Origin of the sequence: Bradyrhizobium ottawaense, assembly GCF_002278135.3 — a bacterium.
GTDB lineage: Bacteria > Pseudomonadota > Alphaproteobacteria > Rhizobiales > Xanthobacteraceae > Bradyrhizobium > Bradyrhizobium ottawaense.
This window is the reverse complement of the sequence record NZ_CP029425.2, coordinates 33891-56463: the sequence shown is the minus strand read 5'-3', so window position 1 is coordinate 56463 and position 22573 is coordinate 33891. Positions and strand designations below refer to the sequence as shown.

General features: G+C 65.3%; 22 protein-coding genes. 1 reads left to right on the top strand and 21 read right to left on the bottom strand.

The features are described from left to right. Positions 1-2: 2 nt before the first annotated feature. The 6 genes from truB to rimP all read right to left on the bottom strand — a co-directional run bounded on the left by truB (position 3) and on the right by rimP (position 7578). Positions 3-1124, bottom strand: a complete 1122-nt coding sequence (gene truB, locus CIT37_RS00245; RefSeq protein ID WP_161966299.1) for a tRNA pseudouridine(55) synthase TruB — start codon at positions 1122-1124, stop codon at positions 3-5. Continuing rightward, a complete protein-coding gene (rbfA, locus tag CIT37_RS00240; protein WP_095425336.1) occupies positions 1121-1567 on the bottom strand; it encodes a 30S ribosome-binding factor RbfA in 447 nt (148 codons plus the stop codon). Before rbfA ends, truB begins: the two co-directional genes overlap by 4 nt. Positions 1568-1721: 154 nt before the next feature. Continuing rightward, positions 1722-4430: a translation initiation factor IF-2 gene (gene infB / locus CIT37_RS00235; RefSeq protein WP_038970621.1), complete on the bottom strand. Its 2709-nt coding sequence runs from the start codon at positions 4428-4430 to the stop codon at positions 1722-1724. A gap of 69 nt (positions 4431-4499) precedes the next feature. After that, entirely contained in the window at positions 4500-5183 is a 684-nt protein-coding gene (locus CIT37_RS00230; RefSeq protein WP_028139508.1) for an RNA-binding protein, read from the bottom strand. 23 nt (positions 5184-5206) lie between these two features. Further along, positions 5207-6817 carry a transcription termination factor NusA gene (gene nusA, locus CIT37_RS00225; protein WP_018319418.1) on the bottom strand — a complete coding sequence of 537 codons (1611 nt, stop codon included), beginning with the start codon at positions 6815-6817 and terminating at the stop codon, positions 5207-5209. Between the two features lie 2 nt (positions 6818-6819). After that, a complete protein-coding gene (gene rimP, locus CIT37_RS00220) occupies positions 6820-7578 on the bottom strand; it encodes a ribosome maturation factor RimP (RefSeq protein ID WP_038949442.1) in 759 nt (252 codons plus the stop codon). A 362-nt stretch (positions 7579-7940) separates the two neighbouring features. Between rimP and CIT37_RS00215 the strand changes: the two genes are divergently transcribed. Then, complete coding sequence (locus CIT37_RS00215; protein ID WP_028139510.1) at positions 7941-9023, top strand: DUF2336 domain-containing protein; 1083 nt, start codon at positions 7941-7943, stop codon at positions 9021-9023. On the opposite strand, the gene trmB is transcribed toward CIT37_RS00215, so the two are convergent. The 15 genes from trmB to trpS all read right to left on the bottom strand — a co-directional run bounded on the left by trmB (position 9020) and on the right by trpS (position 22540). Then, positions 9020-9730: a tRNA (guanosine(46)-N7)-methyltransferase TrmB gene (gene trmB / locus CIT37_RS00210; protein WP_095425331.1), complete on the bottom strand. Its 711-nt coding sequence runs from the start codon at positions 9728-9730 to the stop codon at positions 9020-9022. The genes CIT37_RS00215 and trmB overlap by 4 nt on opposite strands. Further along, positions 9727-10884, bottom strand: coding sequence for a M20 family metallopeptidase (locus CIT37_RS00205; protein ID WP_038949437.1), 1158 nt, complete (start codon positions 10882-10884; stop codon positions 9727-9729). The genes trmB and CIT37_RS00205 overlap by 4 nt, the downstream gene beginning before the upstream one ends. 85 nt (positions 10885-10969) lie before the next feature. Further along, positions 10970-11383: a helix-turn-helix domain-containing protein gene (locus tag CIT37_RS00200; protein WP_028139513.1), complete on the bottom strand. Its 414-nt coding sequence runs from the start codon at positions 11381-11383 to the stop codon at positions 10970-10972. Between the two features lie 221 nt (positions 11384-11604). Next, positions 11605-13218 (bottom strand): apolipoprotein N-acyltransferase, encoded by a 1614-nt coding sequence (gene lnt, locus CIT37_RS00195; RefSeq protein WP_095425330.1) that lies wholly within the window; start codon positions 13216-13218, stop codon positions 11605-11607. Beyond that, positions 13215-14333, bottom strand: a complete 1119-nt coding sequence (locus tag CIT37_RS00190) for a hemolysin family protein (RefSeq protein ID WP_038970628.1) — start codon at positions 14331-14333, stop codon at positions 13215-13217. The genes lnt and CIT37_RS00190 overlap by 4 nt, the downstream gene beginning before the upstream one ends. Position 14334: 1 nt before the next feature. Beyond that, positions 14335-14844 (bottom strand): rRNA maturation RNase YbeY, encoded by a 510-nt coding sequence (gene ybeY / locus CIT37_RS00185; protein ID WP_028139516.1) that lies wholly within the window; start codon positions 14842-14844, stop codon positions 14335-14337. 60 nt (positions 14845-14904) lie between these two features. Then, entirely contained in the window at positions 14905-15903 is a 999-nt protein-coding gene (locus CIT37_RS00180) for a PhoH family protein (protein ID WP_028139517.1), read from the bottom strand. 64 nt (positions 15904-15967) lie between these two features. Next, positions 15968-17362, bottom strand: coding sequence for a tRNA (N6-isopentenyl adenosine(37)-C2)-methylthiotransferase MiaB (gene miaB / locus CIT37_RS00175; RefSeq protein ID WP_095425329.1), 1395 nt, complete (start codon positions 17360-17362; stop codon positions 15968-15970). Between the two features lie 184 nt (positions 17363-17546). Next, positions 17547-18227: an HAD family hydrolase gene (locus tag CIT37_RS00170; RefSeq protein ID WP_095425328.1), complete on the bottom strand. Its 681-nt coding sequence runs from the start codon at positions 18225-18227 to the stop codon at positions 17547-17549. Between the two features lie 4 nt (positions 18228-18231). Further along, complete coding sequence (locus CIT37_RS00165; RefSeq protein WP_018319430.1) at positions 18232-18687, bottom strand: Fur family transcriptional regulator; 456 nt, start codon at positions 18685-18687, stop codon at positions 18232-18234. 39 nt (positions 18688-18726) lie between these two features. Then, on the bottom strand, positions 18727-19212 hold the full coding sequence (rimI, locus tag CIT37_RS00160; RefSeq protein WP_028139520.1) for a ribosomal protein S18-alanine N-acetyltransferase: 486 nt from the start codon (positions 19210-19212) through the stop codon (positions 18727-18729). Next, entirely contained in the window at positions 19209-19904 is a 696-nt protein-coding gene (gene tsaB / locus CIT37_RS00155) for a tRNA (adenosine(37)-N6)-threonylcarbamoyltransferase complex dimerization subunit type 1 TsaB (protein ID WP_028139521.1), read from the bottom strand. The genes rimI and tsaB overlap by 4 nt, the downstream gene beginning before the upstream one ends. A 155-nt stretch (positions 19905-20059) precedes the next feature. Continuing rightward, entirely contained in the window at positions 20060-20629 is a 570-nt protein-coding gene (locus CIT37_RS00150) for a NifU family protein (protein WP_028139522.1), read from the bottom strand. 271 nt (positions 20630-20900) lie between these two features. Beyond that, a complete protein-coding gene (locus tag CIT37_RS00145) occupies positions 20901-21395 on the bottom strand; it encodes a universal stress protein (RefSeq protein ID WP_028139523.1) in 495 nt (164 codons plus the stop codon). Between the two features lie 92 nt (positions 21396-21487). Continuing rightward, on the bottom strand, positions 21488-22540 hold the full coding sequence (trpS, locus tag CIT37_RS00140; RefSeq protein WP_028139524.1) for a tryptophan--tRNA ligase: 1053 nt from the start codon (positions 22538-22540) through the stop codon (positions 21488-21490). Positions 22541-22573: the final 33 nt, after the last annotated feature.

Below are 22573 nucleotides of genomic sequence, written 5' to 3'. Positions count from 1 at the left end.
CGTCAATTTCTCTCGTTGCGACCGGGGCTGGCAGTCAGGCCGGTCAGGTTGAACACACGCTTGGGGATGATTTCGCCATTGCCGACTTCAGCAAGCGCGAGAAGACGGCCTGCCACCGTGACATAGACTGTGCCGCTACAAGTGGGCGCATCCCGTCCGCGCAACAAAACGGCCTGGCCCCGATGGAGCCTTGCCGCATCAGCCCGAGTGACGGCCAGTGCCGGGATGTCGTCCAGCGCGGTCTCAACGGGCATAAGCGCGTCCGCGAGGCTACCCTCGCCGGACGCGGCTCTATCGCACAAAGCCTCCAGCTGATCCAGCGGAATCATGTCGTTTTCGCCAAATGGGCCGACCAGGGTCCGCCTGAGCGCGCAGATATGGCCGAAAGTGCCGAGAATCCGGCCCATATCGCGGGCCAACGCCCGGACATAGGTGCCCTTGCCGCATTCGGCCTCGAACACGGCTCGGTCGTTATCCGGTTGATCCACAAGGGTTAAATGGTGAATTTCGACCGGACGGGCGGCCAGTTCCACGACCTCGCCGTCGCGGGCGAGGTCGTAGGCGCGCTCGCCCTGGACCTTGATCGCGGAATAGCGCGGTGGGATCTGCTCGATCACCCCGGTGAAGCGGGGCAACAGGGCCAGGATGGCCTCGCGGGTCGGACGCTGGTCGGAGGTCGCGGTCACCCGGCCCTCGATGTCGTCGGTGTCGCGCTCCTCGCCCCAGCACACCGTGAACTGGTAGCGCTTGCGGCCGTCCATGACGAAGGGAACGGTTTTGGTGGCTTCCCCGAGCGCGATCGGCAGCCCGCCCGAGGCGAGCGGATCGAGCGTGCCGGCGTGTCCGGCGCGCTTGGCGTTGAACAGGCGCTTGAGCACCGCAACCGCCTGCGTCGAGGTCATGCCGATCGGCTTGTCGAGCACGACCCAGCCATGGACGTCGCGCCGGTCGCGGCGAACCTGGTTGCCCTTCTGCCTGGCATTGGCGCGCGGATCATTGTTGACGCGGCGCGGCTCCTGATGCGGCTGCGAATCGCCGCCGATGTCCGCAAAATTATTTTTCTGCACGTCGCGCTGATCGGCCTGTTCGCCGCTGATCGTGTCGTGAGCCGGGTCCATGGTCATCGTTCTTCTTCCCGATCCGTCTCCGGATCCTGTTCCAAATCCTGTTCGAGGTCCTTCTGAACCGCAGGTGTTCGCAAAAGCTTCTCGATCCGTTCCGCTTCGTCGAATCGTTCGTCGACGCGGAAACGAAGATCAGGTGCAAATTTCAGGTTAACGCGCCGCGCGACCTCGCCGCGCAGAAACTTCTTGTTGCGTTCGAGCGCAGCGATGACGACCTCGGTGTCACGGCCACCGAGCGGCATCACATAGACTGTCGCGAGCTTCAGGTCGGGCGACATCCGCACCTCCGGCACGGTGATGATGTGACCTTCGAGATCCGCATCATGGACATTGCCTTGCGCCAGAATATCGGCCATCGCGTGGCGAACCTGCTCGCCGACGCGCAACTGACGTTGCGAGCCTCCGCCGGGTGCGGAATTTTTTTTCTGATGATGGCGTGGCATCTCGAAAATCACCTCGTCATGCCCGTGTTTGGGACACGGGCATTGTCATTTGTCCTGTTGAAACGAAGAGGGGTGGATGGCCGGAAAAAATCCGGCCATCGCACTCCCGCAATTTCAGCTCAAAAAGATCCGGGCGCTTCGGTAAGATTTGGACTTACAGGGAGCGCTGGATCGTCTCCACGCGGTAACACTCGATCACGTCACCGGCACGCATGTCGTGGTAGTTCTCGAAGGCCATGCCGCATTCCTGACCGGACTGGACTTCCTTCACTTCGTCCTTGAAGCGCTTCAGCGTCGACAGCTTGCCTTCGTGCACGACGACGTTGTCGCGGATCAGGCGCACATTGGCGCCGCGTTCCACGGTGCCGTCGGTGACGCGGCAGCCGGCGACCTTGCCGACCTTGGAGATGTTGAAGATCTCCAGGATCGCGGCATTGCCGAGCATGGTTTCGCGCAAGGTCGGCGCGAGCAAGCCGCTCATCGCCTTCTTCACGTCGTCCACGAGGTCGTAGATGATGTTGTAGTAGCGGATCTCGATGCCGTTGCGCTTGGCGGCCGCAGCGGCCTCCTTGTTGGCACGAACCGAGAAGCCGATGATCGCGGCGTTGAAGCCTTCGGCCAGCGTCACGTCGGATTCCGAGATGCCGCCGACGCCGGCATGCAGGATGCGGGCTGCGACTTCGTCGGTGCCGAGCTTCTCCAGCGAGCCGAGGATCGCTTCCAGCGAGCCCTGCACGTCGGCCTTGATGATCAGCGGGAATTCCTTGCGGCCCGCGGTCTTCAATTGCGACATCATCTGCTCGAGCGAGCCGCGCATGCCGGAGATCGAGGCAGCCGCGTTCTCGCGCTTCTGGTGCGCACGGTAGCTGGTGACCTGGCGGGCGCGGGCTTCGTTCTCGACCACGGCGAGACGATCGCCGGCTTCCGGCGGACCGTTGAAGCCGAGCACTTCGACCGGCACCGACGGACCGGCTTCCTGCACGGTCTCGCCCTGATCCGAGATCAGCGCGCGGACGCGGCCCATCTCGGCGCCTGCGACGATGATGTCGCCGACCCGGAGCGTGCCGCGCTGGACCAGTACGGTCGCGACCGGACCGCGGCCGCGGTCGAGCTTGGCCTCGATCACGGTGCCCTCGGCCGGTCGTTCCGAATTGGTCTTGAGGTCGAGGATATCTGCCTGGAGCGCGATCATCTCGAGCAGCTTGTCGAGATTGGTCTTGTTCTTGGCGGACACTTCGACGTCGACGACTTCGCCGCCGAAGGATTCCACCTGCACCTCGTGCTGGAGCAGCTCGGTGCGCACGCGCTCGGGCTTGGCGTCGGGCTTGTCGATCTTGTTGATGGCAACGATGATCGGCACCCGCGCCGCCTTGGCGTGGTTGATGGCTTCGATCGTCTGCGGCATGACGCCGTCATCGGCCGCAACCACCAGCACGACGATGTCGGTCACCTTGGCGCCGCGGGCGCGCATCGCGGTGAACGCGGCGTGGCCGGGCGTGTCGATGAAGGTGATCTTCTTGCCGCTTTCGGGCGACAGCACCTGATAGGCGCCGATATGCTGGGTGATGCCGCCGGCTTCGCCGGAGACGACGTTGGCATGACGGAGCGCGTCGAGCAGCGAGGTCTTGCCGTGGTCGACGTGACCCATGACGGTCACCACGGGCGAGCGGGTCTCGGTGTCGGTCGAATCGTCGGTGGCGTCGAACAGACCTTCTTCAACGTCGGACGCGGCAACGCGCTTGACGGTGTGGCCGAGCTCTTCGGCGATCAGCTGCGCAGTGTCGGCGTCGATCACGTCGGTGATCTTGTGGATCGCGCCCTGCTTCATCAGCATGCGGATGATTTCCACCGCGCGCTCGGCCATGCGGTTGGCGAGCTCCTGGATGGTGATCGCTTCCGGAATGACCACCTCGCGGATGAGCTTTTCCTTCGGCTCGTTCGCGGCATGGCCCTTCAGGCGTTGGGTGCGGCGGCGGAACGAGGCGATCGAGCGCTCGCGCACGTCGTCGGCATTGAATGCGGTCACGACCGTCAGGCGGCCGCGCTCCTTCTGCGGGCCGGGCTTGTGGGTGGGCTTGGGGGCTACTACGGGACGCGCGGCGCCGCCGGGGCCGCGGCGGATCTGGCGCGGACCATCGTCCTCGTCCGGGCCGGCAGCAACCGCGGGAGCGCGGCCCAACGGGCCACCTGCCGGTCTCGCTGTGGTCGTTCCGGGGCGCGCGGTCGATGTTCCCGGGCGTGCCGTGGTGGTGCCGGGGCGCGCGGCGGGGGCGCCGGTGCGCGGCGCCGGAGTGGCCGGGGCGGCGGCTGCGGGGCGCGGCGCGGATGCCGGCTGCTCGCCTTCGCCAAAACGCTTCTTGGCCTCGGTCTCTGCCTTGCGCTTGGCTTCGTCCTCGTGACGGTGACGCTCTTCCTCGGCCTTGCGGCGGGATTCGGCAGCTTCGCGCTCGACGCGTTCCGCGGCTTCGCGAACAGCGCGGCGCTGGGCCTCTTCCTCGGCCTGGCGGCGCTCTTCGACTTCGCGCACCTTGGCATCGGCCAGCGCGCTGGCGCGGGCGGAACGTTCGTCCTCGGTCAGCGTGCGCAGCACCACGCCGGATCCGGCGTTACGCGGCGGCGCGGGGCGCGACGGAGCGGGCGTCGGAGTTGGCGCGGCCGGCGCCGGCTTCGCGACGACCGTGGGGGCCTGCGGTTCGGCACTGCCGTCGATGCGGCGCTTGCCGCGCTTCTCGACCACGACCTGCTTGCTGCGGCCATGGCTGAAGCTCTGGCGGACAGTGCCCGTTTCGACGCGCGGCTTGAGCGATAGCGTCTTGCTCGGAACGCTCAGCTTCTTGTCGTCAGGGGTCTTGGTATCAACCATTCAGCAGTCCTAATCCTGATTTATCAGTGTTGTGCGTTGCCGCACCGTCCTATCGGGTCGTCGTATCTCTCAGAAATCCTGGCCGGGCTTTTCGGCAGTCTTGTCAGCGTCCGCCATCCGGTATCGGACCAGCATCTGGCTACGTGACAGGAATGACCTGCTCGCCGGGCCCGCGAGCAGGGCAGCATGTATCACATTTGACCGGGTCAGTGCCAAATCCAATTCTAACGATTTCAGCGCGGTGACGACGGGAATCTGCGGCTTGGCGCCGCGATTTCCGGCATTTTGACGCGCCAGCATGTCCAATTTGCGGATTCCGTCCGCGGCCCCGTCGCTGGCGTGGATCAGGACCCCGGCCGTGCCTTCCCGAAGGGCGCTTTCGACCTTGCCGAAGCCGGCCACGACCTGGCCCGCTTTGGCGGCGATCCCAAGGGCTTCCGTCACGCTCCGAACCAGGAGCGCCTCAATATCGGCAGGAAGCGTCTGAGGGATGCGCAGCTCGCGCTTGAAGGCCTTGCTAAATTGGTGACGCCGGACGGCTTCCGCAACCACCCCGCGGGAGGCGGCGAGCCACATGCCGCGTCCGGGCAGCTTGCGCTTGAGATCTGGAACTACGTCGCCTTGCGGCGAAATGACGAAGCGGATCAGCTCGTCGATCGGCCGGACCTGCCGACTGACCGCGCACATCCGCATGGTCGCGGACCTTTCGGTCCGCGGTCCATGGTCGAGTTCGGGGTCAGTATCGGTGAGCATCCGGGCGACATTCTCCTTTGCCCTTAAGCCGGCTGATCTTCGGTGGCCTCAGCCTCCTCAGCGGGCTTGGCCAGATCGGCCTCGGTGATCCAGCCGGCCTTGACGCGGGCCTGCATGATCATCGCCTCGGCATCGTCACGGGAGATGTCGATACCGTCGAGCGCGCCGGGGAACTTGGTCTGCTCGCCGCCTTCCTTGCGTTCGGTCCAGCCGACCAGATCGTCGGTGGCGCAGCCGGCGAGGTCGTCGACCGTCTTGATGTCGTTCTCGCCGAACTTCACCAGCATCTTGGAGGTGACGCCGGGGACGTCCTTGACGGCGTCCTCGACACCGAGCTCCTTGCGCCTGGCCTCGATCTCAGCTTCCTGCTGCTCGAGATATTCGCGGGCACGGCTCTGGAGCTCCTGCGCGGTCTCCTCGTCGAAGCCCTCGATGCCTGCGAGTTCCTTGAGGTCCACCATGGCGAGTTCTTCGACCGAGGTGAAGCCTTCGGACGCCAGCAGCTGGCCGACCACTTCGTCGACGTTGAGCGATTCCATGAAGACGCGGGTGGAGTTCTCGAAGTCGGCCTGGCGGCGCTCCGATTCCTCCTGCTCGGTCAGGATGTCGATGTCCCAACCGGTGAGCTGCGAGGCCAGACGCACGTTCTGGCCGCGGCGGCCGATCGCCAGCGAAAGCTGGTTGTTGGTGTCGGGCACGACGACCTCGATGCGCTCGCGGTCTTCGTCGATGACGACCTTGGACACTTCGGCCGGCGCCAGCGCGTTGACCACGAAGGTCGCGATGTCGGGCGACCACGGAATGATGTCGATCTTCTCGCCCTGCAATTCGTTCACCACGGCCTGCACGCGCGAGCCGCGCATACCGACGCAGGCGCCGACCGGATCGACCGAGGAATCGCGGGAAATCACGCCGATTTTCGCGCGCGAGCCCGGATCGCGGGCAACCGCCTTGATCTCGACGATGCCGTCATAAATCTCCGGCACTTCCTGCGCGAACAGCTTCGCCATGAACTGCGGATGGGTGCGGGAGAGGAAGATCTGCGGACCGCGGGTCTCGCGGCGGACGTCGAAGATGTAGGCGCGGACACGGTCGCCGTTGCGGAAAACTTCGCGCGGCAGCATCTCGTCACGGCGGATGATGGCTTCGCCGCGGCCGAGATCGACGATCACGCTGCCATATTCGACGCGCTTGACGACGCCGTTGACGATGTCGCCGATGCGATCCTTGAACTCCTGATACTGCCGGTCGCGCTCGGCCTCGCGCACCTTCTGCACGATGACCTGCTTGGCCGATTGCGCGGCGATGCGGCCATATTCCAGCGGCGGCAGGGTGTCGGCGATGGTGTCGCCGACCTGGGCGCCGGGATTGGCGCGCTGCGCGTCCACCAGCGAGATCTGGTTGGAATGGTTTTCGACCTTCTCGACGACCAGCATGTGGCGCGACAGCCGCAGCTCGCCCTTCTTCGGGTCGATCTCGGCGTGAACGTCAGTTTCGCTGCCGTAACGTGCCCGGGCCGCCTTGGCGATGGCGTCCTCCATCGCCGCGATGACGATGCCGCGGTCGATCGATTTCTCGCGCGCAACGGCATCGGCGATCTGGAGCAACTCAAGTCGATTGGCGCTGACTGCCATGGCTAGTCTCCTTCGTCAGGCTCGATCTCGCCCCGTCGCGCGCGTTCGGCGGCCAGGCGATGCTTCTTCGTATTGGTCGGGGCCGGCTTCTTTTTTTGCGGCTTGGTGTTCTTGGTGATCTTCGCGCTGATCTCCGCGTGCGGTGCCGCCGGCGGCTCGATGCCGAGGTTCCGGCGCATCTGGCGCTCCTCGGCCTTGCCGCGGCGCATCGATTCCGCGATCAGATCGTCGGTCAGCACCAGCCGAGCTTCACCAATATCTTCCATCGTCAGGAGAACGTCGGGATTATCGCTCGCCTTGGCGTCGTCGCGACGCAGGTGCACGCGGTCGCCCTCGACGGCGCCGATCATGCCGCGGAACCGCTTGCGCCCCTCATGGGCAACCGCCATCTCGATTTTCACCAGATGGCCGGAATAGCGCTCGAAATCGGAACGGCGGACCAGCGGCCGGTCGATGCCCGGCGAGGAAATTTCCAGCCGGTAGGCGCGATCGATGGGGTCGGCGACATCGAGCACCGGCGACAGCGCCCGCGAGATCGCCTCGCAGTCCTCGAGTTGCATCGAGCCGTCCGGCCGCTCCGCCATGATCTGCACGGTGCAGCCGGCTTCCCCGGAAATGCGGATCCGCACCAGGCGGTAACCCATGCCCTCGAGCACCGGCGCTGCGACCGCAGACACACGTGCCGCCACGCCCGGCTCGACCACGAGCCTCGGCTCGGCCAGCAACTCGGCATCCGTGGAACCAGTGTTCGGTTCGGTCATATCAGGGGTCAAGGCGCTCGATGGTTAAGGCTTGGTTACGATTTTCAAAGCCCGCTTCGGAACTCCCCGACAGCGCGTCGGGCCGCATCTTCCGCCAAGCCGCGTTCGGGTAATAAAAAAGAGCGGGTCCTTTCGGGCCCACTCTCACTACGCGGATCGTATGAGAAGATGAATTGGCGCTGATATAGCGCTTTTTGTCCTCCCGGACAAGGCCCATCGCGGGCCAGACGAGGCTTTTTGCGCCCGATTCGCGGCGCCCCGGGCCTAACGCTTCCTTCACCTCGGGGGGCTAAATTCCCTGATTGTGGGGCGGCTTGGACCAAGGGCGCGCCCGCGGCGTGCCCCGTACGAGTTGCGTTTTCATGACCGTTGCCACGTCGCTCATTCCCGGACTGGACGATATCGTCAAACGCGGTGATCCGCGGCGACGCGGCGAAATCGCGCGCGCCATCTCCGAATTGTTCTTCCAGGATTCCGCCAATCTTCGGCCCGAGCTCATCGATCTCTTCGACAACCTCCTGATCGATCTCGTCCCGCATGCGGAGCTTGCCTCGCGCGTCGACCTCGCCGAGCGCTTCTCGCACCTGAACAACGCGCCGCCGCATCTGGTCAATCAACTCGCGCGCGAGAACGAGATCATGGTGGCCGGCCCCGTGCTGCGCCGCTCGCCCGTGCTCGATGACGCCGCGCTGGTCGAGATCGCGCGGCTGAAGGGCCAGGGGCATTTGCTGGCGATGACGGAGCGCCCCGCTTTGTCTCCCGTCATCACCGACGTGCTGGTGGAGCGCGGCGACCGCGACGTGGTGCGCCGCGCCGCGGGCAATGCCGGTGCGGTGTTCTCGCCCGGCAGCTATTCCGAGCTGATCAAGCGTGCGGCGCAGGACGGCGTGCTGACGCTCAAGATCGGCCAGCGCCGTGATCTCTCGGGCGAGAACCTGAAACAGCTTCTCGACGGCACGCTCGACGTCATCCGCCGCCGGCTCTCCAGCGTGGTCAATCCCGCGCGCCAGGTCGAGATCAAGCGCGCGATGGTGGCCATCGAGGAGGCCGCGCTGCCGCCGGGACCACGGCGCGATTTCTCCGCGGCCCAGCGCACGGTGCTGGCGTTGCATCGCGAGGGCCATCTCGGCGAGAGCGCACTGCTCGGCTTCGCCAAGGCGAACAAATACGAGGAATCCATCGCCTCGCTTTCGGCGATGTCCGGCGTCCGCCTCTCGGTCCTCGACCGCCTGATCGCAGGCGACCGCTACGACCCGATCCTCATTCTCGGCCGCGTGCTGAATCTCGGCTGGCCCACGGTGCGCGCGCTCATCCTGCTCTGGTACGGTCCGCACCGCACGCCGGCCGATGCCGATATCGAGGCCGCACGCGTCAACTTCATGCGCCTGATGCCGACGACCGCCGAGCGCGTCGTCAATTTCTGGCGCAACCGGCAGACGATCTAGAGTCGTCTGAATCGCAAATACGCCGCCTTCCGTCCTTCGCGCGCGGCCTTTCGGCCGTAGCGCGTCATGGTGTAGCCCGCCCACTGCTGTCTGAAGTCGTCGGCGCGTTCGGCAAGCCAGACGAAATCCTGCGAACGCGCAAGATGCGACAGCGTCCAGGCGCAGTAATCGTCGATGTCGCAGACGAAGCGGAATTCGCCGTTCGGCTTCAGCACGCGCGCCATCGCGGCGATGGTCCGGTCCTGGACGAAGCGCCGTTTCCAGTGCCGCCGCTTCGGCCAGGGATCGGGATGGATCAGGTCGATCCGCGACAGCGATGCCTTGGGCAGCCAGGCCAGCAGCTCGGCGGCATCGCCTGCAAACAGGCGGATGTTGCCGATGTTGGCGGCCTCGATCTGCGCGAGGATCTTGGCCATGCCGTTGACGTAGGGCTCGCAGCCGATGAAGCCTGTCGTGGCGAAGCTTTGTGCCTCGGCCGTCAGATGCTCGCCGCCGCCGAAGCCGATCTCGAGCCGCACATCGTCGGCGGCGGGATCGAAGATCTCGCTTGCATCCGCCGGCGTCTCACCGTCGATGTCGAGCGCCAGATGCGGCAGCAGTTGACCAATCAGCTCGGCCTGGTGCTGCCTGAGCTTGTGACCCTTGCGGCGCCCGAAGAACGTGCGCTCGCTGTCATCGCGATCGGGGTCTGATTTGCGCTCGCTCATCGCAGCGTCTGGTACAGGCGATGGAGCAGCCGCGCGCGCGGCGCGAGCGAGGAGACATAGAGCTGCTCATAATGAGTGTGCGCGCCCTTGCCGTCGACGCCGAGTCCGTCAAGCGTCGCGGTGTGGGCCGCGGTGAAATTGCCGTCCGAGCCGCCGCCGGTGTGGGTGTCGACCAGCTCGAAGCCGATCTCGCCGGCCAGCGTCTTCGCGTGTTCGTACAGCGAGGCGCCCGCGTTGCTCTTCTCGTAGGGCGGACGATTGAGCTCGCCGGTGACCGTGACGGTGACGCCGTCGGTCTTCGACGTCAGCCCAAGGATCTTGCCGACGAACTCCTCTGCGTCCTTGAGGCTCGGCACGCGCAGATCGACTTCGGCATAGGCCTCTTCCGGCGTGACGTTGGGGCGCGTGCCGCCACGCACCACGCCGACATTGACGCTGACGCCGCGTGTCAGGTCGTTCATCCCTTCCAGGGCGAGGATGACGTTACCGAGCTCGCGCACGGCGCTGCGGCCGTCTTCCGGCCGCGAGCCGGCATGCGCGGGCACGCCCTTGATGAATACCTTGAAGCGTCCGACGCCCTTGCGTCCAGTGACGATCTTGCCGCCATCGCGCGCCGGCTCCGTCACCAGCACGTATTTGGCCTTGCGCCCTTCCGTCTCGATGAGTGCGCGCGAGGTGGGACTGCCGATCTCCTCGTCGGAGGTGAACAAATGCGTGATGCCGAGCGGCGAGCGATCGACTGTGGCACACAGTGCGCGAAACGCGTGATGGGCGATGTAGGCGCCGCCCTTCATGTCGTAGATGCCGGGACCGTACGCGACGTCGCCTTCGACCTTGAACGGCAGGCGCTCGATGAATCCCATGGGATGGACGGTGTCGAGGTGGCTCAGCACCAGGATGCCCGGCCGGTCCTGCCCCCAATTCGAGCGCGCCATGAGATGATCGCCGCAGCCATCGACGCCGGCGACGCGTTCGAGCGTGACAGGCAGATCGCGGTATTGCTCCGCGACCATCGAGATCAGCCTGTTGACTTGTTCGGGCGCTTCCGTCGGCGTCTCGACCTCCACCCAGCGGCGGATGCCATCGAGAATAGTTTGGGTATCGAACCAATTGGAGCTGGCCATGGACGCATCTGTGCCTTTGAATCGCATCATCGAAGCGGACGCGCATCAAAGCGCGGCCACAAATGACGACATAGGCCAGATTTGACGCGGTCTCAAATCGCCATTCTGATGGCGATCAGCGCTTGTCGGGACCTTCGCGAGCCGCAATCTGCTCGACGAGATCGACGATCGAGCGGCGCATCTTCGAATCGGTGATTCGCGTGAACGCCTTGGTCAGGGCAAGTCCTTCCGACGTCGCGAGAAAGTCCGACACATAGGAAGGCGAGGCGCCTTCTGCGAAGCCGTCCGGACCCGGCACGCCGCTCGGGCCGCCCTCGAACAGGAACGACACCGGCACCTGGAGGATTTCGGCGATCTGCTGGATACGGCTCGCGCCGACCCGGTTCGTACCCTTCTCGTATTTCTGGATCTGCTGGAAAGTCAGGCCCAAAGCTTCACCGAGCTTTTCCTGGCTCATGCCCAACATGATGCGGCGCATACGCACGCGACTGCCGACATATTTGTCAACAGGGTTGGGCGCTTTCGACATTTCCTCAGCCCTCCAAACACCACCTTCAGCGCAATCAACTGGAGTGCCTCAGGTGCAAGCATCGTCAAATCAGACCCTCTTATTGGGAAACATTGCGGAGAAATTTAGCAATGCCCACTGTCTTTTGCAGCCGGTGCAGAATGGGGAGCCCATGTGCAGTCTGTCAACCGTGGGACTACGGTTGTCAAAAGCTTCCGGCCGCCTCCGCGGCGACGGTGCGATCAGGTCTTCCGCTTGGTGACACGTCGGCGGACCGCCAGAATCACGGCCAGCGCGACGAGCATGGCAGCCGGCACATCGCCCACCCGCGCATAGACCGTCGGTGATATCGCGGCAGGCAGGCTTGCATCCAAAATGCCTTCGATGCCGAGACCGAGGCTGGCGACGGTGCGGCCCACCGGATCGATCACCGCGGAGATACCGGTATTGGCGGAGCGGACCAGCGGCAATCCGAGCTCGATCGCGCGCATGCGCGACTGCTCGAGATGCTGATAGGGGCCGGTCGAAATGCCGAACCAACCGTCATTGGTGAGGTTCACGATCCAGCCCGGACGTTCGTTGCGTCCAGCCACCTCGCCGGGAAAAATTGCCTCGTAACAGATTAGCGGTAGCGCGGGCGGCGCGCCGGGCACCTGCAGCGCATGCCGCACCGTGCCGGGAATGAAGCCGCCGCGCACACGCGTCAGTTGCTCGAAACCGAGCTTCTCCATCAGTGCCTGGTAGGGAAGAAATTCTCCGAACGGCACCAAATGCAACTTGTCGTACACTGCGAGCACGCTGCCATCGTGATCGATCACGTAGATCGAATTATAGGCACGCGTGATCGGCGTGCCCCGCGGCAGGTCGGGCGCGCGGACCGAACCCGTGATCAGCACCGTGCCCTTGGGCAGTAGATCGGCGATCTGCGCCATCGCATCGGCTTCGCGGGTCAGGAAGAACGGAAAGGCCGATTCCGGCCAGATCAGGATGGTGGCATCGCGCACGCCGGTCGATTGCGGGCCGGAGGCGCGGTCCGACAGCGCCAAATATTTTTTCATCACCTCCGACTTGGCGGCGTAATTGAATTTGGCGTCCTGCTGCAGGTTCGGTTGCATCAGGCGCAGCTTGGCGCCTGAGACCATCGTGGTTGGATGCAGCGACAGGCGGATCGCGCCGAAGATGCTCATGACAACCAGGAGCGCAATTGCGGCCGCCGGCACGCGCCACGCCAGGCGGCGATCGGGCGTGCGGTCGATCAGCGTCGCGGGGCTCGCGAAGATCGCAACCGTCAGGAACGTCATGCCCCACAGGCCGACCAGCGAGGCCGTCTGCGCCAGCGGCAGCGGCTCGGACAGCGCATAGCCGAACGCGTTCCAGGGAAAGCCGGTCAGGAGGTGACCGCGCAGCCATTCGCTGATTGTGAGGCTTGCCGCAAGCGCAAGCACGCGCGTGGCGTTCTTGGTCCAGAGCAGGCGTGCCAGCGCAAAGCCGATGGCCGTGAAGATGGACAGATAAGCAGGCAGGCCGAGCACGGCGAACGGCGTCAGCCAGGCGAATACATCGGCCTCGACGAAGAAGGCGTAGCCGATCCAGTAGAGGCCGGGGACGAAATAGCCGAGCCCGAACCAGTAGCCGGTCAGCGCCGCGGCGGGGACGCCGCCATAGCGTCCGGCGCCGGCGCCGTCGATCAGCCAGACCAGTACCGGGAAGGTGATGAACAGCACCGGGAAGAGGTTGAACGGCGCCAACGCCAGCACCGACAGCGCTCCGCACCCAATGGCAATGACGGCGCGCTTCCATCCCCAGGCGAGGATGATGGCAAGCGCAATCTGTCGAAGTCGCTGGAACGGGCTCACTGTTGGCCGGTCCCGTCGCTTGGCGGCGGGGTGGGCGTGTCGTTGGCCGGCGATTGACCGCTGTCTGGCGTAGCCTCGCGGCGCCGGCTCTCGCGCTGAGTGCGCGGCGCGGGACGCTCCTTCCGCGTCGAGATGCGCAGCCGCTTGACGCGGCGCGGATCGGCATCGAGCACCTCGATCTCGTAATTGCCGGGACCCGAGATCACCTCGCCGCGCACCGGCAGGCGCCCGACGAAGCTGACGAGATAGCCGCCGAGCGTCTCCACTTCCTCACCGGCCTCGCCGGTGACGAAATCCCCACCGATCACCGAGCGGACGTCGTCGAGGCTGGCGCGGGCGTCGGCGATGAAGGCATTGTCGGGCAGGCGCACGATCGAGGGCGGCTCGTCGCTGTCGTGCTCGTCGTCGATCTCGCCGACGATCTGCTCGACGATGTCCTCGAGCGAAACCAGCCCGTCGCTGCCGCCATATTCGTCGACCACCAGCGCGAGGTGAATGCGCGTGGCCTGCATCTGCGCGAGCAGGTCAATCGCCCGCATCGACGGCGGCACATAGAGCAGCTTGCGGATGATGCGCGCTTCCTCGAGCGGCAGCGCCAGATCGACGGCGCGGAGGTCGAGCCCGGCTGGCAGCGGCTTCTTGCGCTTGGTCTTGGTGGCTTCCGACACGCGCGCACGCGCGGTCATGAACGCGAGCAGGTCGCGGATATGGACGATGCCGACGGGATCATCGAGCGTCTCGTTGTAGACCACGAGGCGCGAATGGCCGGCGCTCTCGAAGCGGTCCATCAATTCGCCGAGCGGGATGTCGCGCTTCACCGCGATGACGTCGGCGCGATGGACCATGACGTCGGCGATGCGGCGCTCGTGCAGACCGAGGATGTTGCGCAGCATGGTGCGCTCGACCGCCGAGAAGCCGGTGTCGTCGGGCGTCGTCGCGTCGAGCACGACCTGGAGGTCGTCGCGCACCGATCCCGCCTTCCAGCCGAACAGCGTGCGGATGGCGCGCAAGAGCCAGCCATCGGCGGTCGGGCGCATCACCTCGCCCTGAGTCACCACGGCCGGCAGATTGGCCGTGTGGCGCGGGTTATCTTGAATCGGGTCGGAGTCCGGCATCTCAGTGTGTCCCTGCGCGGTCTGCATAGGGATCGGGAATTCCAAGGTGAGCCAGGATCTGCGTCTCCAGGGCCTCCATCTCCTCGGCGTCGCCGTCGTTCTCGTGGTCGTAGCCGATCAGATGCAGGAAGCCGTGCACGGCGAGATGGCTCAAATGGTGGTCGAACGGCTTGTGTTCCTCGTCCGCCTCGCGCCGCATGGTCTCGTAGGCGATCGCGATATCGCCGAGCATGCGCGGCGCATCGCCCGGCTTCCATTCGCCCTCCGGCTGGAGCGCGGGAAACGACAGCACGTTGGTCGGCTTGTCGATGCCGCGCCAGTTGCTGTTGAGGGTGCGGATGCCGGCATCATCGGTCAGCATCACCGCCACTTCCGCCTCGGCGACGTCTTCGTCGACACTCTCAGCGGCGGCCGCAACCGCGCGCTGGATCACGGCTTCGGAATCGGGCTCGCGCTGCCAGCAATCGGCGACGACGAGGACCTCGGTCATGGGAAGGTTGGGATGGGACATTGTGTTGTCTGGGACGAAAGGGCGCCGTGTCCGCGCCCTCTGGGTCCGGCTGTTGCCTCGTCAGGATTTGCCGGCGGCCGGCCGCTGCGGCGAGCCTTCGTAGGCGGCGACGATCCGCGCCACGAGTTCGTGGCGGATCACGTCCTCGGCTTTGAAATGAACCTGGGCGATGCCCTCGACGCCGCCCAGGAGGCGGGTCGCTTCGGCCAGGCCCGAGGTCTGGCCGTTCGGCAGGTCGATCTGCGAGGGATCGCCGGTCACGATCATGCGGCTGTTCTCGCCGAGGCGCGTCAAAAACATCTTCATCTGCATCGACGTGGTGTTCTGCGCCTCGTCCAGGATGATGGCGGCGTTGGTGAGGGTGCGGCCGCGCATGAAGGCGAGCGGCGCGATCTCGATCTCGCCGGTCTGGAGCGCGCGCTCGACGATGCGCGCATCCATGAGATCGTAGAGGGCGTCGTAGATCGGGCGAAGATAAGGATCGACCTTCTCGCGGAGATCGCCGGGCAGGAAGCCGAGCCGCTCGCCGGCTTCCACCGCCGGACGCGACAGGATGATCTTGTCGACCTCCTTGCGCTCGAACAGTTGCGCGGCATGCGCGACCGCGAGCCAGGTCTTGCCGGTGCCGGCCGGGCCGATGCCGAACACCAGCTCGTGGCGCTTCAGCGCGCGGATATAGGAGTCCTGCGCGGCGGTGCGTGCGCGCACCGGACGCTTGCGCAGATTGATGCTGTCGAAGGTCGCCGATTTGGCCGATTTGGCGTCGAACTCGAACAGTGAGCCCTGGGCGATGACCGCGCGAATCGCGCCCTCAACCTCGCCCTGGTCGAGATCCTGCCCCTTCACGGCCTGCGCGTAGAGCATCTCCAGCACGCGGCGTGCGGCGTCGCAGCCGTCGCGCGTGCCGCCGATCGTGATGTGGTTGCCCTTGGAATCGACGACGACGCCGAGCCGCCGCTCGATCTGCGCCAGATGCTGGCCGTAGGGGCCGACCAGCGCGGAAGCGGCGCGGTTGTCGTCGAAGTCGATGACGACCTGGGTCTCGGGCGGAACTTGCATGTCGCGGTCAAATTTGCGGCTGGGAGCGAGAGAAGACGAATCCGATGCGCTTTTTGGCAAGGGTTCAGGCTCCGATGGCTGGCGATAAAGCGGGCTCGCGCGCCCCACGCGGCGTCACGAGCTCACCGAGAAAGCTGTAGCGTTCGAGGCTGTCGATCCTGACAGGCAGGATTTGTCCGATGATGTCGGGCGAGGCCATCACGTGGGCGGGCTGCAGGAATGCGGTGCGGCCGACGATCTGGCCGTCCCTGCGGGCCGGACGCTCGAACAGCACGTCGACCGTTGAGCCAATCGCAGCCTTGTTGAAGGCCGATTGCTGGCTGTCGATCAGTTCCTGGAGCCGCTCCAATCGCTGGTCCATCTCGGCGGGGGACACCGTCTCCTGCATGTCCGCGGCCGGCGTTCCCGGCCGGGCGGAGTATTTGAACGAATAAGCCGCAGCGTAGCCGATTTGCGTGACAAGCGCGAGGGTGGCGAGAAAATCTTGCTCGCCCTCGCCGGGGAAGCCCACGATAAAATCTGATGAAAAAGCAATGTCTTGGCGCGCGGCGCGGAAACGGTCGATGACCCGCCGGTAATCATCGGCGGTATGTTTCCGGTTCATGGCGGCCAGAATGCGGTCCGAGCCCGACTGCACCGGCAGGTGCACGAACGGCATCAGGGCACCGAGATCGCGATGGGCTGCAATGAGGCTGTCGTCGACGTCGCGCGGGTGGCTGGTCGAATAGCGCAGCCGCGCGATGCCGGGAATTGTCGCCAGATGCTCGAGCAGCCTGCCGAGCGGCCAGGTTTTTCCGTCCGGTCCGTCGCCATGATAGGCGTTGACGTTCTGTCCGATCAGCGTCAGCTCGCGCACGCCGTTGTCGGCAAGCCGCTTCACGTCGTCGACGATCTTGGCGACAGGGCGCGAGACTTCCGAACCGCGCGTATAGGGTACGACGCAGAAGGTGCAGAACTTGTCGCAGCCTTCCTGCACCGTGACGAAAGCGGAAATGCCGCGCGCGCGGATCGCGTCGGGCTTGGGCTGAGCCAGGAAGCCGAACTTGTCCTGGGCGGGAAACTCGGTCTCGATCGCGCGGCCTTCATTGCCGGCGCGCTTCAGCAGCTCCGGCAGGTGATGATAGCTCTGCGGTCCCACCACGACGTCCACGACAGGCGCTCGGCGCACGATCTCCTCGCCCTCGGCCTGCGCGACGCAGCCCGCGACCGCGATTTGCATCGCGCGGCCCGCGCGCGCGGCCTCGTCCTTGGCGACGCGCAATCGGCCCAGCTCGGAATAGACCTTTTCGGAGGCCTTCTCGCGGATGTGGCAGGTGTTGAGGATGACGAGGTCGGCGTCATCAGCGCTGGCCGTCTCCACGAATCCTTCCGGAGCCAACGTGTCCACCATGCGCTGCGCATCGTAGACGTTCATCTGGCAGCCATATGATTTGATGTGCAGCTTGCGCGGCGGCGTCATGGAACCCGGAATTGTGGTGGAGAACGGCCCTCAGATATAGGTTGGAGGGACGAAAATCCAGCGAATGGAGCCTCCTGGGCCGTCATTCCGGGGGGGCGATGCAGTCGTGCCCCGAAATCCGGAGGTTTTGGACGAGATTCCGGCTTCACGCGCTCTGCACGTGCCCCGGAATGACGGTCAAAGGCTACCTCACGGGGCGGGCCGGTTCGATCCGTCGGACCAGCTCCGGCAATTGCCGCATATCATCGAATGTCGATCCGGCGCCGGCGGCGCGCAGCCTTTCGGCGTGACCCGGCGGGCAGTGGCTGCCGCCGTGAAAGCCCAGCACGGTCATCCCGGCTGCGGACGCGCCTGTTACCCCGGGGACGCTGTCCTCGATCACGAGGCAGCGTTCCGGCGGGACTTTCATCTGCTTGGCCGCGAACAGAAACAGATCGGGCGCGGGCTTGCCGCGTGCGACCTGGCTCGCTGAGAAGATGTGCGGAGCGAGCAGGTCGTAGAGGCCGGCACAGGTCAGGCCGTGAGTGATCTTCTCCGGCGTGCCGCTCGATGCGACGCATTTGGGCAGATCGATTGCGCCGATCGCCGCAGCCACATGGGTGATCGGCTGCAGATCGCTGGCGTAGAATTGCAGCGTGGCCGCACTGATCTGCTGCTCCAGATCACCCGGGAGGCTGCGGCCGATTTCCTGTTCGACCATCCGCCGCGCGTCTTTCTCGGACACGCCGAGGAAGCGGACCAGCACCTGCTCCGAGGTGATCGGATAGCCGTGCCTCGTCAGCACATCCGCATGCGCGCGACAGGAGATCACCTCGCTGTCCACGAGCACACCGTCGCAGTCGAAGATGATGAGGTCTATCGGCACTAAATCAAGACGTCGGCTTGTCGTCGTCGAGCGGGACGCAATAGAGCTCGAGCCGGTGGTCGACCAGCCGATAACCGAGCTTGCGGGCGATCTCCGCCTGCAGCTTCTCGATCTCCTCGGAGGTGAACTCGATCACCTTGCCGTCGCGCAGATTGATGAGGTGATCGTGATGGCTGTCACGCATCTGCTCGTAGCGCGCGCGGCCCTCGCGGAAATCATGGCGCTCGATGATGCCGGCATCCTCGAACAGCTTGACGGTGCGATACACGGTCGAGATCGAGATCTTGTCGTCGACGGCAACGCAGCGCCGGTACAGTTCCTCGACATCGGGATGATCGATCGCCTCCGCGAGCACGCGGGCGATGACACGGCGCTGCTCGGTCATGCGCATGCCGGTGGCGGCACAGCGCGCTTCGATGCCGGACGCCTTGGATGCGGAAGAAGGTTTCAGTGCGGTCATAGTTTGTCTGCCTGGCGGGGGCGCTTTCTGCCACCAATGTTACGACAAGTCACGTCGCATCAGAAGGGCGTTCAATTGTTCCCCGTTCGGCTGCTTATAGTAGCGTTCGCGGCGCCCGACCACCATGAATCCGGCACCATCGTAGAGCCGCCGCGCCGGCTGGTTATTTTCCTCAACTTCGAGAAATATTGTGCGCACGCCGCGCCCCGCGAGATGGCCGAGATGGGTCATCAGCAGCGTGCGGGAGAGGCCGCGGCCGCGATAGGCCCCGTCCACCGCGATCGAGAGGATTTCCGCTTCATCCGCCCCGATCCGCGATACCGCGAATCCGACGGTCCTGCGGCCGAGGCGCAGCCGATGCACGAGCGTGTTGCGCTCGCTGACCATGCTCTCGAATTCGCCCTCGCCCCAGCCGCGCGCGAAGGAGGCGCCGTGAAGCTGCGCCAGTTGCGCAGCGTCACGCACGGATGCGGGCTCGACGGCGGCGGTGCCGCCGCGCCACCATTCCGACAGCCATCTCATCATGGGGTCGGGACTTGTGCTGCAAATGGCGGCTGTGCCGCCGGCTTGGCGTCGGGCGCCTTCAGATAGAACGGCCGCGCCGGATTCGTCGCCGGATCGGCGGCGGCGCCTAGCCATGCGACCCAGCCGATATCGGGCGCGGGCTGCGCATCGACCGCAACCGGCTGCGGGACATCCTTCGGCCAGCGCTCGGCGAGGATATTGGCGGCATTGCCGACCAGATGCGGCGCGCCGAATTGCGAGGCTGCGATCGCCTCGTCGACGGGAGCGACGCTCGGCCGCACCAGCTGGCTGCCGTCGCCGGCGACGATCTGGAAATAGACATGGTCGTGCCGCGCGTCGATTGCGGAGATCACGGGTGCCGATTTGCTCTGGCCGACGATGGCGGCGGCATAGGCCGACAAGGTGGTCAGGCCGATCGCCGGCCGCTCAGCCGCAAGCGCAAGGCCGCGCGCCGCCGAAATGCCGACGCGCAGGCCGGTGAAGCTTCCGGGGCCGACGGTGACCGCGATGCGGTCGAGCGAGGTGAAGGCGAGATTGGCCGATTGCATGACGCGCGCGATCATCGGCATCAGGGCCTCGGCGTGGCCGCGCTTCATGAGAAGCTGCTCCTGCGCAACGAGCTCGGCCGTTTCGGTGTCGAGTACGGCGACGGAGCAGGCGTCGAGCGCGGTATCGATGGCGAGGATCAGCATGGTGTGATCATAGCATTGGCAATCGGATGATGCCTAAGGTTCTAGCCGTCGCGGCTGGGCTTGACCCGGCCATCCACGACTTTGCGGCTCCAAAAACGTGGATGCCCGGGACAAGCCCGGGCATGACGGAGTGAAATCAGCTCAGGCCGTGCAATTTACATCGGCCGGACTTCGACCACGTCAGGCACGAAGTGCTTGAGCAGGTTCTGGATGCCGTGCTGGAGCGTCGCGGTCGATGACGGGCAGCCGGAGCAGGCGCCCTTCATGTTGAGATAGACGATGCCGTCCTTGAAGCCGCGGAAGGTGATGTCGCCGCCGTCATTGGCGACGGCCGGCCGCACGCGGGTCTCGATCAGGTCCTTGATCATGTCGACCGTCTCGGCATCGGCCTCGTCGAAGAACTCGTCCTCGTCATCGAGATCGGCATCGTCTTGCGCCGCGCCGTCGGCGAGCAGTGGCGCGCCGGACATGTAGTGCTCCATGATGGCGCCGAGGATCGCGGGCTTGAGCTGCTGCCATTCACCGTTTGCCTTGGTCACGGTGATGAAGTCGGATCCGTAGAACACGCCGGTGACGCCGGGCACCTCGAACAGCTTTTCGGCCAGCGGCGAGCGGGTGGCGGCTTCGCGGCTCGCGAATTCCATCGGGCTGCCGTCGACCACGACGCGGCCCGGAATGAACTTCAGCGTGGCGGGATTGGGGGTGGCTTCGGTTTGAATGAACATGGTTTTCTCCAGACGTCGCCGGTTCAAGGCCGGCGCGTGCTCTCTCCACTAGCAGATGGCGACGGAGAACGCACGATCAAGGGGAGAAGAGGGCGTTTCGTTGTTATATCAGCAGGTTAGGGTGCTCGTTCCTCCCTCTCCCCGCTTGCGGGGAGAGGGTCGGGGTGAAGGGGGCGTCTCCCCGGCAGTGAGAATTGGATTCGTGGAGACTCCCCTCACCCGGCGCTTCGCGCCGACCTCTCCCCGCAAGCGGGGCGAGGTGAAGGACGACCTACGACAGTGAATCCACGCTTTGGTCGCTCAGCGCGCCGGAAATGATGGTCACCGGAATCGGGAAGGTTCCGACCGCGTGGGCCAGCAGCGCAACCAGGGGACCCGGCCCCTCCGCACCGGGATTGGCGGCGAGCACCAGCATGCCGATGTCGGGGTCTTCGTCGATCACGGCGAGCAGCTGCTCCATCGGCACACCCTCGCGGATCACCCGCTCCGGGGTGATCGCGGCGATGCCGTTGGCGCGGCCGGCGGCACGGTCGAGCGCGGCCTCCGCCGCTTCCTGCGCCTCCGCGCGCATGATGTCGGCGACCCCCAGCCATTCCTGGCTCTGCTGCTCGGGCTCGATAATGCGCAGCATCACCACGCCGCCGCCGGCGCGGATCGCCCAGCGGCTGGCATAGTAGACCGCGCGATCCCATTCGGCGGTGTCGTCGACGACGACGAGGCATTTGGGCTTGTGACCCGGCTCGAAGCAAAGTCGCTTGCTGGTCATGCATGTCCCGGCATGTGCACGGCCGGCATGCTGCCACACTCCCGCAAGGTTGGGGAGAGGAGATGCGGTCGGCGCGCTGACGCCGACCGTCTCTATCGCCGGCGGATGAAGCCGACGATGTCCTTGGAGAGCTTCATCGTCTCGTCGGCGATCGCCCGGGCCCGGTCGGAACCTTCGTTCAGGATCGAATCGATATGGCCGGGGTCGGCGACGAGGCGCTTCATCTCGCCGGCGATCGGCGCCAGCTTGGTGACGCACAGCTCCGCCAGCGCGTTCTTGAAGCTGGAGAACTGGCCCCCGCCGAACTCGCGCAGCACATCCGCCTTGGGGCGGCCGGCCAGCGCGGCGAAGATGCCGACGAGGTTATCGGCCTCGGGACGGGCTTCCAGGCCCTTCTCCTCTGACGGCAGCGGCTCCGGATCGGTCTTCGCCTTGCGGATCTTCTGCGCGATGGTGTCGGCATCGTCAGTCAAATTGATGCGCGAATTGTCCGACGCATCGGATTTCGACATCTTCTTGGTGCCGTCGCGCAGGCTCATCACCCGCGTCGCGGGGCCCGTGATCAGGGGTTCCGGCAGCGGGAAGAACAGGCCGTCATTGGCGCCGAGGTTGCGGATCGAGTCACCAAAGTCGTTGTTGAACTTCTGCGCGATGTCACGCGAGAGCTCGAGATGCTGCTTCTGGTCCTCGCCGACCGGCACGTGGGTGGCGCGGTAAAGCAGGATGTCGGCGGCCATCAGCACGGGATAGTCGAACAGGCCGACGGAGGCATTCTCGCGGTCCTTGCCGGCCTTCTCCTTGAACTGGGTCATGCGGCCGAGCCAGCCCATGCGCGCGACGCAGTTGAAGATCCAGGCGAGCTCGGCATGGCCGGAGACCTGGCTCTGGTTGAACACGATGTGCTTCTTGGGATCGATGCCGCTCGCGATGAACGCGGCAGTCACCTCGCGGGTGTTGCGCGCGAGCTCGGCCGGTCCGCCCCAGACGTCCACGCCTTGCGTGATCGCGTGCATGTCGACGACGCAATAGATGCAGTTGTGGGTTTCCTGCATCTTCACGAAGTTGACGATGGCGCCGAGGTAATTGCCGAGATGCAGATTGCCCGTCGGCTGGACGCCCGAAAAGACCCGTTCAACGAATGGCATGGTAAGCCTTCCCATAGGTATTCGGCCGTCGTT

What these genes read in the sequence shown, in the direction of transcription:
- rimI (WP_028139520.1), bottom strand. Translation starts at nt 19,212, where the DNA reads ATGATGAGATGGCTGTCGGAATGGTGGCGCGGCGGCACCGCCGCCGTC.
- miaB (WP_095425329.1), bottom strand. Translation starts at nt 17,362, where the DNA reads ATGACGCCGCCGCGCAAGCTGCACATCAAATCATATGGCTGCCAGATG.
- CIT37_RS00150 (WP_028139522.1), bottom strand. Translation starts at nt 20,629, where the DNA reads ATGTTCATTCAAACCGAAGCCACCCCCAATCCCGCCACGCTGAAGTTC.
- rbfA (WP_095425336.1), bottom strand. Translation starts at nt 1,567, where the DNA reads ATGCCACGCCATCATCAGAAAAAAAATTCCGCACCCGGCGGAGGCTCG.
- CIT37_RS00230 (WP_028139508.1), bottom strand. Translation starts at nt 5,183, where the DNA reads ATGCTCACCGATACTGACCCCGAACTCGACCATGGACCGCGGACCGAA.
- CIT37_RS00205 (WP_038949437.1), bottom strand. Translation starts at nt 10,884, where the DNA reads ATGATGCGATTCAAAGGCACAGATGCGTCCATGGCCAGCTCCAATTGG.
- CIT37_RS00180 (WP_028139517.1), bottom strand. Translation starts at nt 15,903, where the DNA reads ATGCAAGTTCCGCCCGAGACCCAGGTCGTCATCGACTTCGACGACAAC.
- CIT37_RS00145 (WP_028139523.1), bottom strand. Translation starts at nt 21,395, where the DNA reads ATGACCAGCAAGCGACTTTGCTTCGAGCCGGGTCACAAGCCCAAATGC.
- infB (WP_038970621.1), bottom strand. Translation starts at nt 4,430, where the DNA reads ATGGTTGATACCAAGACCCCTGACGACAAGAAGCTGAGCGTTCCGAGC.
- tsaB (WP_028139521.1), bottom strand. Translation starts at nt 19,904, where the DNA reads ATGCTGATCCTCGCCATCGATACCGCGCTCGACGCCTGCTCCGTCGCC.
- rimP (WP_038949442.1), bottom strand. Translation starts at nt 7,578, where the DNA reads ATGACCGAACCGAACACTGGTTCCACGGATGCCGAGTTGCTGGCCGAG.
- truB (WP_161966299.1), bottom strand. Translation starts at nt 1,124, where the DNA reads ATGACCATGGACCCGGCTCACGACACGATCAGCGGCGAACAGGCCGAT.
- trpS (WP_028139524.1), bottom strand. Translation starts at nt 22,540, where the DNA reads ATGCCATTCGTTGAACGGGTCTTTTCGGGCGTCCAGCCGACGGGCAAT.
- ybeY (WP_028139516.1), bottom strand. Translation starts at nt 14,844, where the DNA reads ATGTCCCATCCCAACCTTCCCATGACCGAGGTCCTCGTCGTCGCCGAT.
- CIT37_RS00215 (WP_028139510.1), top strand. Translation starts at nt 7,941, where the DNA reads ATGACCGTTGCCACGTCGCTCATTCCCGGACTGGACGATATCGTCAAA.
- nusA (WP_018319418.1), bottom strand. Translation starts at nt 6,817, where the DNA reads ATGGCAGTCAGCGCCAATCGACTTGAGTTGCTCCAGATCGCCGATGCC.
- trmB (WP_095425331.1), bottom strand. Translation starts at nt 9,730, where the DNA reads ATGAGCGAGCGCAAATCAGACCCCGATCGCGATGACAGCGAGCGCACG.
- CIT37_RS00190 (WP_038970628.1), bottom strand. Translation starts at nt 14,333, where the DNA reads ATGCCGGACTCCGACCCGATTCAAGATAACCCGCGCCACACGGCCAAT.
- CIT37_RS00165 (WP_018319430.1), bottom strand. Translation starts at nt 18,687, where the DNA reads ATGACCGCACTGAAACCTTCTTCCGCATCCAAGGCGTCCGGCATCGAA.
- CIT37_RS00200 (WP_028139513.1), bottom strand. Translation starts at nt 11,383, where the DNA reads ATGTCGAAAGCGCCCAACCCTGTTGACAAATATGTCGGCAGTCGCGTG.